13 protein-coding genes are annotated in these 16546 nt (G+C 60.3%); 6 read left to right on the top strand and 7 right to left on the bottom strand.

Annotated features, from left to right (window positions below):
* Positions 1-1755, bottom strand: a 1755-nt coding sequence (gene uvrA, locus HMPREF2724_RS13320; protein ID WP_246818247.1) for an excinuclease ABC subunit UvrA, incomplete at its 3' end; no start/stop codon positions are given.
* A gap of 112 nt (positions 1756-1867) precedes the next feature.
* Between uvrA and HMPREF2724_RS10430 the strand changes: the two genes are divergently transcribed.
* The 4 genes from HMPREF2724_RS10430 to HMPREF2724_RS10415 all read left to right on the top strand — a co-directional run bounded on the left by HMPREF2724_RS10430 (position 1868) and on the right by HMPREF2724_RS10415 (position 6909).
* Complete coding sequence (locus tag HMPREF2724_RS10430; protein ID WP_070588510.1) at positions 1868-2470, top strand: MBL fold metallo-hydrolase; 603 nt, start codon at positions 1868-1870, stop codon at positions 2468-2470.
* 127 nt (positions 2471-2597) lie between these two features.
* Positions 2598-3515 carry a DoxX family protein gene (locus HMPREF2724_RS10425; protein WP_082785787.1) on the top strand — a complete coding sequence of 306 codons (918 nt, stop codon included), beginning with the start codon at positions 2598-2600 and terminating at the stop codon, positions 3513-3515.
* 87 nt (positions 3516-3602) lie between these two features.
* Entirely contained in the window at positions 3603-5834 is a 2232-nt protein-coding gene (locus tag HMPREF2724_RS10420) for a HelD family protein (RefSeq protein ID WP_070588508.1), read from the top strand.
* A gap of 10 nt (positions 5835-5844) precedes the next feature.
* Positions 5845-6909: an App1 family protein gene (locus HMPREF2724_RS10415; RefSeq protein ID WP_082785786.1), complete on the top strand. Its 1065-nt coding sequence runs from the start codon at positions 5845-5847 to the stop codon at positions 6907-6909.
* A 66-nt stretch (positions 6910-6975) separates the two neighbouring features.
* On the opposite strand, the gene HMPREF2724_RS10410 is transcribed toward HMPREF2724_RS10415, so the two are convergent.
* The 5 genes from HMPREF2724_RS10410 to rpsA all read right to left on the bottom strand — a co-directional run bounded on the left by HMPREF2724_RS10410 (position 6976) and on the right by rpsA (position 12292).
* On the bottom strand, positions 6976-7416 hold the full coding sequence (locus tag HMPREF2724_RS10410) for a universal stress protein (RefSeq protein ID WP_061922687.1): 441 nt from the start codon (positions 7414-7416) through the stop codon (positions 6976-6978).
* Between the two features lie 191 nt (positions 7417-7607).
* Positions 7608-9701, bottom strand: a complete 2094-nt coding sequence (gene uvrB, locus HMPREF2724_RS10405) for an excinuclease ABC subunit UvrB (RefSeq protein ID WP_062038921.1) — start codon at positions 9699-9701, stop codon at positions 7608-7610.
* A gap of 18 nt (positions 9702-9719) precedes the next feature.
* Positions 9720-10082, bottom strand: coding sequence for a DUF4259 domain-containing protein (locus tag HMPREF2724_RS10400; protein ID WP_083306128.1), 363 nt, complete (start codon positions 10080-10082; stop codon positions 9720-9722).
* Between the two features lie 69 nt (positions 10083-10151).
* Positions 10152-10751 carry a dephospho-CoA kinase gene (gene coaE / locus HMPREF2724_RS10395; protein ID WP_070518758.1) on the bottom strand — a complete coding sequence of 200 codons (600 nt, stop codon included), beginning with the start codon at positions 10749-10751 and terminating at the stop codon, positions 10152-10154.
* An 80-nt stretch (positions 10752-10831) separates the two neighbouring features.
* Entirely contained in the window at positions 10832-12292 is a 1461-nt protein-coding gene (gene rpsA, locus HMPREF2724_RS10390; RefSeq protein ID WP_070518759.1) for a 30S ribosomal protein S1, read from the bottom strand.
* A gap of 239 nt (positions 12293-12531) precedes the next feature.
* Between rpsA and HMPREF2724_RS10385 the strand changes: the two genes are divergently transcribed.
* Both HMPREF2724_RS10385 and HMPREF2724_RS10380 read left to right on the top strand, forming a co-directional pair.
* The gene (locus tag HMPREF2724_RS10385; RefSeq protein ID WP_070518760.1) at positions 12532-13269 is read left to right on the top strand and encodes a class I SAM-dependent methyltransferase; all 738 of its coding nucleotides are present in this window, start codon (positions 12532-12534) and stop codon (positions 13267-13269) included.
* Between the two features lie 30 nt (positions 13270-13299).
* Positions 13300-13755, top strand: a complete 456-nt coding sequence (locus HMPREF2724_RS10380; RefSeq protein ID WP_201040707.1) for an RDD family protein — start codon at positions 13300-13302, stop codon at positions 13753-13755.
* Positions 13756-13822: 67 nt separating this feature from the next.
* On the opposite strand, the gene polA is transcribed toward HMPREF2724_RS10380, so the two are convergent.
* Complete coding sequence (gene polA / locus HMPREF2724_RS10375; protein WP_235591060.1) at positions 13823-16414, bottom strand: DNA polymerase I; 2592 nt, start codon at positions 16412-16414, stop codon at positions 13823-13825.
* Positions 16415-16546 lie beyond the last annotated feature (132 nt).

The raw sequence follows: 16546 nt of genomic DNA, 5'->3' as shown, positions 1-16546 counted from the left end.
GCCGGCGGGCTCGCCTTGATAGACAACCTCGCCGCCGTACTCGCCGGCGCGCGGGCCAACATCAACAAGCCAGTCGGCCTCGCGGATGGTGTCTTCATCGTGCTCAACCACAATCAACGTATTGCCGATGTCGCGGAGGCGCTTCAAAGTAGCGATGAGGCGCTGATTGTCGCGCTGGTGCAGACCAATGGAAGGCTCATCCAGCACATACAGCACGCCAGCCAGACCCGAACCAATCTGGGTTGCCAGGCGGATGCGCTGCGCCTCACCACCAGAAAGCGTGGAAGCGCCACGATCCAAGGTGAGGTAATTCAAACCCACGTCGAGCAGGAATCGCAGGCGGGCCTGAATCTCCTTCAATACGGCGCCAGCGATGATTTCCTCGCGGTGCCCCAGTACGAGCGAGTCGAGGAATTCCGCGGCCTCTTCGATAGACAGCGCGGACAGCCCCGCGATGGACTTCTCGCCGTGCGCGGTGGAGGCAAGCCGCACAGCCAGGATCTCCGGGCGTAGGCGCGTGCCATTACAGGTATTGCAAGCCACCCGGCGGGTGTACTGCAGCAGGCGGTCCTTCTGCGACTCGGAATCGGCCTGCTCGAGCTTGCGCTCCAAGAAGCCGATCGCACCCTCAAAGGGAGCGCTCCAGTTGCGCTGCCTGCCGTAGCGGTTTTTATAGCGCACGTTTACTTCCACGTCGGTGCCATAAATCAGGGCATCGCGCTGCTGCTTTGTCAGCTGTGAGACCGGAGTCTGCGGATCAAAGCCCAACGTCTTACCAAGCCCCTCGACGAGCTTGACGAAGTAGCGCGAATTCGGGCTGGAATGCCACGGCTGGATGGCGTCGACTGCTGGGGCGTCAGGATCCGGAATCAGCAGATCTACGTCGACCTCGAGGCGGGTACCTAGACCGTCACATTCTGGACAAGAGCCGAAAGGCGCGTTAAAGGAAAACGCACGCGGCTCGTATTCCTCAATGGTTAGGGTGTGGCCATTGGGGCAGGCGGCCTTCTCCGAGTAGGTATGAGTGAGCTCGGGGCGATCGATGAAGTCGAGGGTAACGAGACCGTCTGCCAGGCGGAGCGCAGTTTCGACAGAATCGGTCAGACGCTGCTTCTGCGAGGCCTTGACCTGCAAACGGTCCACCACCACGTCAATATCGTGCTTGATCTGCTTCTTCAGCGTCGGCGGCTCAGTTAATTGATAAACCTCGCCATCAACCCGCACTCGGGAAAAGCCCTGAGATGCAAGATCGGCAAAGAGATCCACAAACTCGCCCTTGCGGTGGCGCACCACGGGAGCCAGGACCTGGAACTTTAGCTTTTCCTCGAGTTCGAGCACTGTGTCCACGATTTGCTGCGGGGTCTGGCGCTCGATCACGGCGTCGCACTTCGGGCAATGCGGCGTGCCCGCGCGGGAGAATAAAAGGCGCAGATAGTCGTAGATCTCCGTGATGGTGCCCACCGTAGAACGCGGGTTGTGGTTGGTGGACTTTTGGTCAATCGAGACCGCGGGAGAAAGGCCGTCAATGAATTCAACGTCAGGCTTGTCCATTTGGCCTAGGAACATGCGGGCGTAGGAGCTCAGCGATTCAACATAGCGCCGCTGGCCTTCCGCGAAGATAGTGTCAAAAGCCAACGATGACTTGCCGGAACCGGAAAGGCCGGTAAAGACCACCATCTTGTCGCGCGGCAGGTCGATATCGACACCCTTGAGATTGTGCTCGCGAGCACCGCGTACGACCAAACGATCAGCCACTTATTGCCTCCTTTGTCAGCCTAGATTCGCGCCCATCCTAGGTTCTGTTAGGGATAAGCGGCCAGACCAGTGAAAAATGTCTATCTCGAAATCTACCCGTAGGGTTGGACACATGAATAACGCGCTAAAGCTTAAAAGTATTTCCGTGTCCGAGATGGACAACAACTGCTACCTCATCTGTGCCGGCGAAGAAGCACTGCTTGTCGACGCCGCGGATGACGCTCCCGCACTCCTCAACCTGGCCAAGGAAAACGGCGTACGCATTAGCGCCGTGCTTACTACCCACCGCCACTGGGACCATGTCCGCGCCACCAAGGAAGTAATCGAAGCCACCGGCGCTACCCACTACGCCTCCTTCCTCGACTCCCCTGCGATGCCGGCGCCTGTCGACGTCGAGTTGAAGCAGGGAGACACACTGACTTTCGCAGGCCACGAATTCCCGGCGATTATTTTGCGCGGCCATACCCCAGGCGGCGTCGCCATCGCCGTCGATATCGATGGAACCACGAATCTCTTCGTGGGCGACAGCCTCTTCCCCGGCGGTGTGGGCCGCACCGATTCGGAGGGTGACTTTGTACGCCTTTATAAAGACGTCAACGAGCGCATCTTCGATGTCTACCCAGATTCCGCCATCGTGCGACCCGGCCACGGCAAGTCCACCACTTTGGGTGAGGAGCGTCCAAAACTTGCTGAATGGTGGCAGCGCCGCTGGTAGATGCGACCTTTGCGCACCAAGTGGTGGGTGGATAAGCACGGTTTCCGCCCACAGCGGTCGGCGTTTTCCGTACACTGGTGAGAAGTTCGTTACTTTACTAAATGAATCTCGACGAATGGAGTAACAAGTGATTCGTAAGTTTGCTCGCCCTATGCTGGCTTCTGTTTTTGTCTGGGACGGCGTCGATACCCTGCGTAACGCCTCCGACCACGTAGCCGAGACCGAGTCCGTTCTGCAGCGTCTGCGCAAGGTTGTCCCGGCACAGTACGCCGGTTACATCCCGAACGACCCAGAGCTGGCTGCCCGCGCAGTCGGCGGCCTGAAGGTCGGCGCCGGCTCCACCCTGGCGCTGGGCAAGGCACCGCGCACCTCCGCAGCAGTGTTGGCGCTTTCTACCCTGCCTAATCTCCTCGGCCGCAACGCCTTCTGGGAAGCAGAGGATTCTGAGGAGAAGAACAATCGCCGCAACGGTTTCATTACCAACACCGCTCTGCTTGGTGCACTGTTCATCGCTACCCAGGACACCGAGGGTAAGCCTTCCCTGGCATGGCGCGCATCCAAGTCCGCAGAGCGCACCAACAAGAAGATCCAGAAGGCTCTGCCGACCAAGTCCGAGCAGCAGAAGTTCGCTGATAACCTCTCCGACCGCGCCGATGAGTTCTCCACCAAGGCCAGCGATTGGTTCGAGGGCGCTAAGGAATACGTCGATGACAACAAGGATGACTGGCAGGCAACCGGCAAGGACCTGGTAGATTCCGCTCGCTCCTTCATCGAGGACAGCGCCGAGCAGGCAAAGAGCTTCATCGATGACAACAAAGATGACTGGCTGTCCACTGCCCAGGAAAACGCTGAGCTGGCTCGCAAGAAAGCTGTGAAGGCAGCTTCCAAGGCTCAGGAGCGCGCTGACGTCGCTCGCGCACAGGTCGATACCAAGGCCAACAAGCGTGCTGCCAAGAAGGCTTCCAAGCGCGCTGAGAAGCTGCAGAAGGAAGCTTCCAAGAAGCTCGACAAGGCAATCAACAAGTTCGGTGACCGCCTGAACTAAGCCCTTAACCTCCAACGGCCCAGCAAGGTATGCTGGGCCGTTGTCGTTTTTATCAATCTCTTCGCGCATTGAGGTGTATTAACCGTCGTGGCCTCCCCAGAACATAACCCAAACCACCCGCAAAACGAGCAGGTAGCACAGGAGATTGCCGCTGAGCAGGCCTACGTTGACAGTCTCTTTTCAAGGCTCGACCACGAGGTCGCCCAAGCCAACGAACGCCTCAACGAGGTGCAGGCCGCAGTGGACCCACACACGCCTGATGCGGATGCCCTAGTCCGCCGTGAAACGGAGTACCACGGACTGCAGGCCAAGCTGGACCGTCTAAATCTCGCGCAGCTAGGCCTCGTCTTCGGCCGCATCGATATCGATGCCCCAGGCGATAATCCCACCGCAGAAGGACTAGACCGCCGCTACATCGGCAGGATGGGCCTGGATGCCCGCGAAGAGAATTACCGCACTCTCCTGCTGGACTGGCGCGCGCCGATGGCACGTCCTTTCTACCTGGCCACCACTGCGCAGCCAGAGGGCGTTACGGTCCGCCGCCACATCCGTACCAAGGGCCGAACCGTAACTGATATCAACGATGAAGTCCTCTCCGGTGCTGGCGCGGCGGAAGAAACCGCGGGCGTCGCCAGTGAGTCCGCGCTCTATCACGCGTTGCAGCGTGCTCGCACCGGCCACATGGAATCCATCGTGGAGACCATTCAGCGCGAGCAAGACGAGATTATCCGCGATAACACCCGCGGCGTACTCGTAGTCGAAGGTGGTCCCGGCACGGGCAAGACCGCAGTAGCTTTGCACCGCGTGGCCTATCTCCTCTACACCCATCGCGAGCAGCTGGCGGCCACGGGCGTGCTCATCGTCGGGCCTAATTCCACCTTCCTTGACTACATCTCGCGCGTCCTTCCAGAACTGGGTGAAACCGGCGTGGTTCTTTCCACCATCGGTGAGCTCTTCCCCGGCGTTCGCCCCACCCACAAAGAGTCTTTGGCCGCGCGCGAAATCAAAGGCTCGGAGGCGATGGTGGAAATTCTCGCAGCCGCGGTGAAAAACTACCAGACGCTTCCAGAAGGCCCGCGCCGCATTCGCGCGGAGCACTTGGAGCTGACCGTCGACCCCGCGATGATTAAGGCAGCCCGCACCCGCGCGCGGCGTTCGCGCAAGCCGCACAATGACGCGCAGGCAGCCTTCGCCGAACATCTCACGGAGTCACTCGCCCAGCAGATGGCAGAAAAGATTGGTGCCGACCCGCTAGGTGGCAAGAACCTGCTTTCACGCGCGGACATCGACCAGCTCCACGATGACCTGGCGGAGGAACCACAAGTGCGCGAGCTCATCGACGAGTTCTGGCCTACCCTGGATCCGCGCGCAGTACTGGCGGATTTGCTATCTTCGCGTGCGCTTATCGACGCCGCGGCACCGGACTACGACGCCGAAACCCGCGACGGCCTGTACCGCGTGCAGGGCGACGCCTGGGCGCCTTCCGACGCCGCGCTCCTCGACGAGCTCGCGGTACTCATCGGAATGCCGAACCCAGAGGAGGAAAAGGCTGCCGCGGATCAGGCCTGGCGCGAGCAAGTTGCCGACGCCGAAGACGCGCTCGACATCTTGTCCTCCTCCGATTCCACGGATAACGACGATGACATGTTCGACGCCGAGATCCTGTCTGCACACGACGTCATCGACGCTGAGACCCTTGCCCGCCGCCAGGAGGTGCGCGATAACCGCACCACCGAGCAACGTGCCCAGGAAGACTACACGTGGGCCTACGGCCACATCATCGTCGACGAGGCCCAGGAATTAAACCCGATGGAATGGCGCATGCTCTTTCGCCGCAGCCCGTCGCGCTGGATGACACTCGTGGGCGATACCGCGCAAACCGGAGCGCCCGCTGGCGTAGACGATTGGGCCGAAGCGCTTGAACCCTTCGTGGCCCAGCGCTTCCGCCACCACAAGCTGACCGTGAACTACCGCACGCCGCAGCCGATTACCGAGCTGGCCAATTCCCTCCTCGAGCTCATTAACCCCGAGGCAGCTCCGGCTGTGGCAGTCCGCGACGGCGCGGAAGTCGTCTTCACCGCGCAGCCAGCAACGCACGCACCGGGGACTTTCACCGATGCCGACGGGCGCTTGAACGCCGTCATCACGCGCGAGAACGTCGAGGAGATCAAGGGGCTCGAATTCGACCACGTGGTGGTCGTTGACCCTGATGCCATCGTGGCCGCCTCGCCTCAGGGCCTGCAAAATCTCTACGTTGCACTCACGCGTGCGACGCAGACGCTGACCTTGGCCGGACGCTTCCAAGAGACTTTCCACTAGTCTGGTGGGCATGGCTTTATCTGACATCGCACGCAAAATTGAACGCGCCACAAATAAGGCGGCGCTAGAGCGCACCACCCGCAAAGGCTGGACGCCGGAACTTACGGGTTATGCCGGATACGGCAACACGGAATTCGTCCACGTTTTGGGCCGCGTGCTCATGCACGATCCGGCGGCCGAGGCCACCGAGACGTGGGCGCAGCGCGGTTACCGTCAGTTTTTCACGATTCAGGTAAACAACCTCGACGTCCGTGTCACGGTCAATGGCAAGACCGTCCACGGCCGGACCAATTACAACGGCTATCTCGATATCTTGGTCCACGAGCATGGCCTAGGTGCCGGCTGGCACGAGGTAGTCATCGAGGCAGACGGCGCCGAGCCCATTACCTCCGAGGTGCTCATCGTGTCTGAGGACTCCCCGCTAGGCGTCGTCAGCGATATCGATGACACCGTCATGGTGACGTGGCTGCCGCGTGCGATGACTGCGGCCTGGAACTCTTGGGTCAAGCGCACCAACTCCCGCCAGCCGGTTGAAGGCATGGCGCGCTTCTATCAGCAGTTGCAGGAACAGCACCCGGAGATGCCTTTCATCTATCTGTCCACCGGCGCGTGGAATACCTACGACACCCTGGTCAGCTTCATGGAGCACAACGGCTTCCCGCGTGGTCCACTCCTGCTGACTGACTGGGGCCCTACCCCCACCGGGCTTTTCCGCAGCGGCCAAGAGCACAAGCGCGTGCAGCTGCGTAACCTCTTTATTGCTTTCCCATGGATGAAGTGGCTGCTCATCGGTGACGATGGCCAGCACGATCCGCTCACCTACGGTGATGCCGCGAACGAGCACCCAGACCGCGTGGCCGCGGTGGCCATCCGCAACCTTTCGCCGCAGGAGCAGTTGCTTTCCCACGGTTCACTGGGCCCGCTTGCCGACGCCAACGAGGAAGGCTCGTTTAGCATCCCCCTCATCCAGGGCGGGGATGGGTCGGAGCTCGCCGCACAGATGCACAAGATTTCGGCGGAGCTTGAGGCTGAGGCGTTTGCAAAGGACGCACCGGAGACCGACGACGTCGAGTAGCACAAGCGAAAAGCCCAGTCAGATTCCCCGCGAGGGAATCTGACTGGGCTTTCTTAAAGCGAGAAATTAGCTCACGGTGTGAACAATCATGACGTCGCAGTCAGACTGGCGAGCGACGTCAGCCGGCACGGAACCCAGCAGGCGGCCGGTCAGGGAGTTGATGCCGCGGTTACCAACGACGAGCAGCTCAGCCTGATTGTCATTAACGATGGACATCAGAGCCTGGACCGGGGTGCCCGGGCGGACGGCGGTCTCTACCTTGGTGGCACCGAACTTCTCAGCGTGCTCCTTGCCGGTGGTGAGGTTAGCCTCTGCCTTCTGGTCACCCAGAATGGTCACGGAATCTTGGCGCAGGGTCTTGGAAGCCTGCTCCTGGTTCTCGTAATAAGCGCAACCGATGATAAGAGTTGCATCGAATGCGGCGGCGATCTTAGCGGCGCGCTCCACTGCCAGGAGGGAGGACTTGGAACCGTCAGTGCCGACCACGATCTTCTTGTAATCGCTCATGATGACCTTTCTTCAGGGGCCTTATACCCCAAATGATGATGCAGAATGTGCAAATTGCTAATCCTTATAAAGGCGCAAACGTAAGTTTAACAACTTTGTGACCTGTCCGTTGCGCAACGTGGCATTTTATACCCCGAATGGAAAGTGCTGTTTTTCTCACTTTTGGCGCCGTTTGTCGTCACCGCAGCACGCTAGATTCCCGCCTCTTTCAGGCCACGCATTTCCTTCTTCAAATCGGCAATTTCGTCACGCAAACGACCCGCCAATTCGAACTTCAACTCGCGGGCCGCAGCCCCCATTTGGGCGGTGAGGTCGTCGATAAGCTTTTGCACTTCGTCGGCAGCCATGCTCGAGACGTCGGGTTTGTCCACCATCGCCGCTGGGTCGGCGGAGTCCTGCTCTTCCCCATCGGATTCGTAGACCTGGTCCAAGATGTCCGCAATCTTCTTGCGCAGCGGCTGCGGGTCGATACCGTGTTCCTTGTTATAGGCAATCTGCTTTTCACGGCGGCGCTCGGTCTCATCAATGGCCTCTTGCATGGACTCGGTGATTTTGTCCGCGTACATGATGACCTCGCCCGAGACATTTCGAGCCGCACGGCCGATAGTCTGGATGAGCGAGGTAGTCGAGCGCAGGAAGCCCTCCTTATCCGCGTCCAGGATGGCCACCAGAGAGACCTCCGGAAGGTCAAGGCCCTCGCGCAGAAGGTTGATGCCCACGAGGACGTCGTATTCACCAAGGCGCAACTGACGCAGCAACTCCACGCGCTGTAGGGTGTCGATATCCGAATGCAGGTAACGGACCTTGACGCCGTGTTCTAAGAGATAGTCGGTGAGGTCCTCGGCCATGCGCTTGGTCAAGGTGGTAACGAGCACGCGTTCCTGCTTTGCGGTACGGGTGCGGATCTCGTCGATGAGATCGTCGATCTGCCCCTTGGTGGGCTTGACCGTCACCTTTGGGTCGATCAGGCCGGTTGGGCGAATGACCTGCTCGACATACTCGCCCTGGGAGGCAGTCAGCTCGTAGTTGCCCGGAGTAGCAGACATATAGACGGTCTGGCCCACGCGCTCTTCGAACTCGTCAAAGGTCAGCGGGCGGTTATCCGTGGCCGAAGGAAGGCGGAAGCCAAACTCCACGAGGTTGCGCTTGCGCGACATATCGCCTTCAAACATGCCGCCGATCTGCGGAACCGTCACGTGGGACTCGTCGATGATGGTCAGGAAGTCCTGCGGGAAGTAATCCAGCAGCGTGGCCGGCGCAGAACCTGCCGGGCGGCCGTCGATATGGCGGGAGTAATTCTCGATGCCTGAGCAAAAGCCCACCTGCTCGATCATCTCGAGGTCATACTCGGTGCGCATGCGCAGGCGCTGGGCTTCGAGCAGCTTGCCGCGATTTTCTAGATCCTCCAGGCGCTCAGCCAGTTCCGCCTTGATGTCTTCCACGGCCTTGGCCATGCGCTCCGGCCCCGCCACGTAGTGCGTCGCCGGGAAGATGCGCACCTCGTCGACGCGTTCTAAGACGTCACCGGTCAGCGGGTGGATGTAGTAAAGCTCATCGACATCGTCGCCGAAGAACTCAATGCGCACCGCACGCTCCTCATATGCCGGAATAATATCCACGGTATCGCCCTTGACACGGAAGGTACCGCGGGTAAAGCCGACGTCGTTGCGCTCGTATTGGATATCTACCAAAAGGCGCAGGAAGCGATCGCGGTCGATCTCCTCGCCTTCCTCAATGACCACCGAGCGGTCCAGGTAGGACTGCGGGGTACCCAAACCGTAAATGCACGAAACGGAGGAAACTACGACGACGTCGCGGCGGGACAGCAGCGACGAAGTGGCAGAGTGACGCAGCCGCTCGACGTCCTCATTGATGGAGGAATCCTTCTCGATGTAGGTATCGGTCTGCGCGATATAGGCCTCGGGCTGGTAGTAGTCGTAGTAAGAGACGAAGTACTCCACGGCGTTATGCGGCAGGAGCTGGCGCAGCTCGTTCGCAAGCTGTGCCGCCAGGGTCTTGTTCGGCGCCATAACCAGCGTGGGGCGCTGCTGTTGCTCAATCAGCCAGGCCGCCGTTGCCGACTTACCGGTACCGGTAGCGCCCATGAGCACGACATCGCTTTCGCCACGGCGCAGGCGCGCGTCTAGCTCCGCGATGGCGGAGGGCTGGTCTCCGGAGGGTTCAAACTCTGATTCCACCTTGAATTCGGCGGAGCGACGCTCCACCTCGCTCACTGGGCGATGCTCAGAGACCGGCAAAATTGGATGTTCCGCTGCAAATGCCATGCCCGCAAGTCTAGCGTTTTAGGGCAACGCGGCGCGCACAGCCATAATCCACGTCTCTAGCTCGCCGGTGGGTTCCCACAGTGCGTACACGGAAGAGGTATCCGGGTCGAGGGTGGCGTTAATCTGCTTGCGCAACCACGCCCGCGACTGCGGCTTGTAGAGCGCGTTGATGCTTTCTGCGCTAATACCCTGGGGCAAATGTTCAGGTGAAGTCTTGGCCAACATGCCAAGGGCAATGACCACCTCGGCCTCGTCGACGTCGAGCGGCGGGGCGGCGCACATGCGCTTGAAACGTTCGAAATCGAAGGAGCCATCACGAATGGCGGCGAGCAGGTCGCACGCCGCGTGATTATCGAAAGGTCCTACATCCCACGTTCCCATAGATTGGGACAATAGGAAAGGAAAGTGAACGCAGCTAAAGCACAGCGTTAACATTCATCGCTACAAAATTTAAATTTTCGCGTCGAGGGCCGCCACCAGTCGCTCTACTTGCGGCACCAAATCCTCGCGCGCACCGTTGTTGTCGATGACGAAATCCGCTGCGGCCAGGCGCTCCTCATCCGGGATCTGAGCCGCTATCCGACGCTGCGCGTCTTCCTCGTCCAAACCTCGGAACTCGACAAGGCGCCGCACGCGCTCCTCAACAGCGACGTCAACCACGACCGTATAGTCCATGTCGCGGTGCAGGCCTTTATCCACTAACAAAGGCATGTCATAGACGGTAAAAGTTTCACCGCGTTTGCGGGCCTGCGCGAAACGGGATTCAGTCTCAGCCGCAATGCGCGGGTGGGTGATTTCGTTGAGGCGCGCGGTAGAGGCGGCGTCGCCAAACGCGCGCTGTGCCAACAAGCCTCGATTCAAGCTGCCATCCGCCTGGAGGATGTCGGAACCGAAAGATTCTGCCAGCTCCGCTAGGGCGGGCTGGCCCGGCTCGACGATGTCGCGCGCAATCTGATCTGCGTCCACCACGTTCCAGCCGCGTTCTGCCAAAAGCTCGGCCACGGTGGACTTTCCGCTTCCTATGCCACCGGTTAAACCAATCAGTTTCATAATTGGCCAGGGTACGCGAAAAGGCCGCACCCCGCGTTTGGAAACAAACGAAGGATGCGGCCTTTATGAGCTAGCTGGGATTAGTTGCCAGCGAGCTTGTCGCGCAGAGCAGCAAGCTGCTCGTCGGAAGCCAGGGAGCCGCCAACCTCAGCCGAAGCCTCGGATGCCGGAGCTGCATCGTTAGACTCGGAGGAATAGTTGGAGGACTCGTTAGCCTCTGCAGCCTCAGCGGCTGCGGCACGGTTGCGCTCGATCTGAGCGGTGTGCAGGTTGAAGCGACGCTCGGACTCTGCGTAGCGTGCCTCCCAAGCCTGACGCTGCTCGTCGTAGCCCTCGAGCCACTCGTTGGTCTCTGGGTCGAAGCCCTCTGGGAAGACGTAGTTGCCCTGCTCGTCGTAGGAGTCAGCCATGCCGTACTTGGACGGATCGAACTCTTCGGTGTAGTCCTCGTCTGCCTGCTTAACGGACAGGGAGATACGACGACGCTCGAGATCGATGTCGATGACCTTGACCATGACTTCCTGGCCAACGGTGACAACCTGGTCCGGAACCTCGACGTGGCGCTGAGCCAGCTCGGAGATGTGAACCAGGCCCTCGATGCCTTCCTCGACGCGAACGAATGCGCCGAACGGAACGAGCTTGGTGACCTTGCCCGGGACGATCTGGCCCACAGCGTGGGTGCGGGCGAATACGCGCCACGGATCTTCCTGGGTAGCCTTCAGGGACAGGGAGACGCGCTCGCGGTCGAGATCAACGTCGAGAACCTCAACGGTGACCTCGTCACCGACGGTGACGACCTCAGATGGGTGATCGATGTGCTTCCAAGACAGCTCGGAAACGTGAACCAGGCCGTCGACACCGCCGAGGTCGACGAATGCGCCGAAGTTGACGATGGAGGAAACAACGCCCTTGCGGACCTGGCCCTTCTGCAGCTGGTGCAGGAACTCGGAGCGAACCTCAGACTGGGTCTGCTCGAGGAATGCACGGCGGGACAGAACAACGTTGTTACGCTGCTTGTCCAGCTCGATGATCTTTGCTTCCAGCTCCTGGCCGATGTACGGCTCCAGGTCGCGGACGCGACGCATCTCGACGAGGGAAGCAGGCAGGAAGCCACGCAGGCCGATGTCCAGGATGAGGCCACCCTTGACAACCTCGATAACGGTACCGGTAACTGGCTCTTCCTTGGCGTGCAGCTCCTCGACTGCGCCCCAAGCGCGCTCGTACTGTGCGCGCTTCTTGGACAGGATCAGACGGCCTTCCTTGTCCTCCTTGGTGAGAACGAGTGCGTCGATCTGATCGCCGACCTGGACGACCTCATCTGGGTCGACGTCGTGCTTGATGGACAGCTCGCGGGATGGGATGACGCCTTCGGTCTTGTATCCGATGTCGAGCAGGACCTCGTCGTGGTCAACCTTGACCACGGTGCCCTCGACGATGTCACCATCGTTGAAGTACTTGATGGTGGCGTCAACGGCAGCGAGGAAGTCCTCAGCGGTTCCGATGTCGTTGATCGCAACCTGAGGGGTGTTAGAAGTTGGCATATGTAGAAATGCTCCGAATTGATGTAGGAGATCGTAAATGGACAGTTACGCGTCTCTCGAAAAGCGTCTCTAAACAGGCAAAATAGCGATAGTTTAGGATGGATTCCGATCCCGCCGTGACGATGTATAAAGCCCTCCTACGGAAGCCTTAGACAACCCACGGCATAGACACGCCCGTGCAATACTACATCCGCGCAGCTAAAACGGCAAATACTTCAATTTTCACAAGGACTTCATCCATGCAGACTCCCTCCCGCGCGAACCAATCCTTTTGGGACAACGATGCCGCGGCCTATCATGCCGCGCATCCGGAATATCTTTCCTCCTTTTATTGGTGCCCGGAGATGCTGCACGAGGCTGACGCACACCTGCTTGGCGACGCCGCCTTCCTCGCCGCCGCGCGCGTGCTCGAGATTGGCTGTGGTTCAGCCCCTTGTACCGCGTGGTTGCAGGATAGGGCGGGTTTTTCCACCGGCTTCGATATCTCACGCGGCATGCTTTCCCACGCGCCGAGCGGCCTGCCGCTAGTACAGGCAGATGCCCTAGCGCTGCCCTATGCCGACGAGTCCTTCGACATCGCCTTTTCCGCTTTCGGCGCTTTCCCTTTTATTGCTGACTTAGACGCGGCGCTCGCGGAGGTCCGCCGCGTGTTGCGCCCGGGCGGGCGCTTGGTCATCTCCGCTACTCACCCGATGCGCTGGATTTTCCCCGATGACCCGCTAAACCTCACCGCTGAGCTTTCCTACTTCGACCGCGCCTACTTAGAGCACGACGCTGATGGCAACTTGAGCTACGCGGAGTTCCACCGCACACTCGGCGACTGGGTGCGCGCCATACAAACCCGCGGCGGTTTTCTCATCGAGGACGTCCTCGAGCCGGAGTGGCCGCAAGACCTCGACATCACCTGGGGCCAGTGGTCGCGCGAGCGCGGCGAAATCTTCCCCGGCAGCATCATTTTTATCTGCACCGCCGTTTAGCAGCAATCGACTATGAGTAATCTATAGCGCATGGATTTTTTGGTTAAAGAGCGCTTGGGCATCACCCTCCGCCGCGTCGTGGCGTGGTGGATTGATGCCTTCCTCGCCGCCGCCATCATCATGGTGGTGCGGTGGACCATCAACGCGCTTTTCGACGCCCCCATCACAGGCCACGCCGCCGCCATCTACGACATCGCGGCCCTTGCCAGCGTGTTCTACCTCTACCGCGTTATCTGTGAGGCACGCAAACGCACCTCGCTGGGCAAATGGTCGCTGCAGTTGCGCGTCATCACTGACAAGCCCGGCTGGTGGTCGGCCGCGCTGCGCAATAGCTGGATTCTTCTCACGCTCATCTCTTTGACCGGCGTGCCACACGTGGAGGCAGTCGTTCTCGGCGTGCTAGGAATATCAGTTTTGGCAACGGGCCAAACGCCCTTCGACATGCTGGCTAATTGCCTAGTCGAGCGCCGCCCACTGCCTTTCTAACTTCGCCTTCGCGTAGGCCGGGATACCGTGGTCCTCGATGCCCTGGGCTACCAGGCGTGCGCGGGCCTTAGTGCGCTGCGGCATCCCAATCCTTACCGGCACCGGCGGAGACCTCGAGCGGGACGTTGAGCTCGATGGCCGAATCCATCTCGCGTTCTAGAATCTCGCGGACCGCATCAGCCTCGCCTGGGGCGACTTCCACCACAAGTTCGTCGTGGACCTGCAGCAGCACGCGGGAGCGCATGCCCTCGAGCGCCCTATCCACGCGAATCATGGCGACCTTGATGATGTCCGCAGCCGTGCCCTGAATCGGAGCGTTCAGCGCTGCACGTTCGGCATTCTCACGCGCGAGGCGATTATCGGAGTTCAGCTCCGGCAGGTAGCGACGGCGCCCGAAGACGGTCGCGGTGTAGCCATCCTTGCGGGCTTGCTCAACGACGTTGTCGAGGTAGCGTTTCACGCCCCCGAAACGCTCGAAATAGCTTTCCATGATCTCCTTGGCCTCGCGGGCCGGGATGCCCAGCTGCTGGGACAAGCCAAACGCGGAAAGCCCATAGACTAGACCATAAGACATCGCCTTGACACGGCGGCGTAGCTCCGAGGTCACCTCATCGACCGGCACGTCGAAGACCTTCGAGCCGACGTAGTTGTGCAGATCCTCGCCCTCGCGATAGGCCTCGATAAGCCCTGGATCCTCAGACAGATGGGCCATCACGCGCATCTCAATCTGGGAATAATCGGCCGTCATCAAGGTCTCGAACTCCGCGCCCACGATGAACGCGGAGCGAATCTGGCGCCCTGCCTCCGTGCGCACTGGGATGTTCTGCAGGTTCGGCTCGGTGGAGGAAAGTCGGCCCGTGGAAGCCACCGTCTGGTTGAAGGTGGTGTGGATGCGACCGTCCGGCTGCACGGTCTTTATGAGGCCTTCCAGGGTGGTCTTCATCTTCTGATACTCGCGGTGAGCAAGCAGATGATCGAGGAACGGGTGCGGGTGGTTGACCGCCAGCTGCTCAATCTCCTTGGCCGCGGTGGAATAGCCCGTCTTGGTCTTCTTCGTCTTCGGCATCTCGAAGGTCTCGAAGAGCACGGTCTGCAGCTGCTTTGGCGAGTTCAAGTTCAGCGTCTCGTCGCCAGCCAGCTCGCGGGCAGCACGCTCCTGCTCGGCAACCTGCTCGATGAAGGCATCGCGCTGGGTTTCTAGAATCTCCACGTCCACGGCGATACCGGTGGCCTCCATGCGCGCGAGGATGCTCACGAGCGGCAGCTCCAAGTCGGCATAAAGCTCGAAGGAATCGATATCCTGCAGCTGCTTAGTAAGCGCCGCGGCCAGCTCCATGATGGCACCCGCCTGGTTCACCAGGGAAGAATCATCCAGCAGCGAGAGCTGGTCGCTGGCCTGGGCGAGAGTCTTCTTCAGGTGACGTTGATAGACATCCGGCAGGTCATATGTGCGCTGGCCCGGGCGCAGCAAGTAGGCAGCGATCGCGGTATCGTGCGCGATGCCACGCAGCTCGATGCCGCGGCCTGCCAGCATATGGAAAGCGGCCTTGGCCTCGTGAAAATACTTCGGCGCAGAAGAAGAAAGCCAGGCGGCGAGCGCGGCGTCATCCTCCGCGCTCAATTCGCCGAGTTCGACCTGCATGCCTTCAAAGTCGGCGTCGACAAGCGCGAGTGCGCTAGCATCGCCCTGGCCCGGGCGGGGGTCCCCCGTGACGAAGACCGCGACGTGCTCCTTGCCCTCCAACCACTGAGCCAAAGGCTTGTCGACGACCTTAATCTCCTGCGTCGGTGCCTCCTCCACGGCCGGCGCCCCACCGCCGTCGTTCGGGATGGCCTCCAGCACGCGCTCGCGGAGATTGGTGCCGAACTCGAGCTCGTCGAACTTCTCGGCCACCTCGCTAACGGTCGCGCCTTGGAATGCCAGATCGTCGGGGCCAACCTCTAAATCCATGTCCGTGATCATCTGCGTGAGTTTGCGGTTCATGCGCACCTGCTCGATGCGATCGCGGAAGTTCTGACCGGCCACGCCCTTGATTTCCGCGGCGTGCTCGATAAGACCCTCGAGGGTGCCGTATTGGAGGATCCACTTGGTGGCCGTCTTCTCGCCCACCTTGGGAACGCTCGGCAGGTTATCGGAGGGATCGCCGCGCAGGGCCGCAAAATCCGGATACTGCTGCGGAGTCAGACCGTACTTCTCCTCCACCGCGGCCGGGGTAAAGCGATGCAGGGTGGAAACGCCGCGCATGGGGTACAACACGGTGGTGTCCTCGTTGACCAGCTGCAGGTAGTCGCGGTCGCCGGTAACGATGAGGGTTTCATAATTATCGGCCTGGGTAGCCAGCGTGGCCACGATGTCATCGGCCTCGAAGTTCTCGCGGGATAGCGTGGTGATACCCAGGGTGCCGAGCACCTCGCGGATGAGCTCTACCTGGCCGCGGAACTCCTCGGGCGCGGCCTCGCGCTGGGCCTTGTACTCCGGGAACATCTCGGTACGGAAGGTCTTGCGCCCGACGTCGAAAGCCACGCCCACGAACTCCGGTTTCTCCTCGGCGACGATGTTGGAGAGCATGGACAAAAATCCATACACCGCATTCGTGTGCTGGCCGCCGGAAGTGGCGAAGTTTTCTGCCGGCAGCGCATAAAAAGCGCGGAAGGCCATAGAGTGGCCGTCGATAAGCAAAAGGCGCGGTTTGGTGGTCTTATTGTGTGTTGTCGAAGAAGTCACTCGCCCCATCATAGAGCCTTTACCCCCACCTAATTAGTAATTGCTCGCCCGGCTGCGCTAAACTGC

The organism is Corynebacterium sp. HMSC071F07, from assembly GCF_001810285.1.
GTDB classification, from domain to species: domain Bacteria; phylum Actinomycetota; class Actinomycetes; order Mycobacteriales; family Mycobacteriaceae; genus Corynebacterium; species Corynebacterium simulans.
Note: the sequence above shows the minus strand (reverse complement) of the source record. Positions and strands in the feature narration are given on the sequence as shown.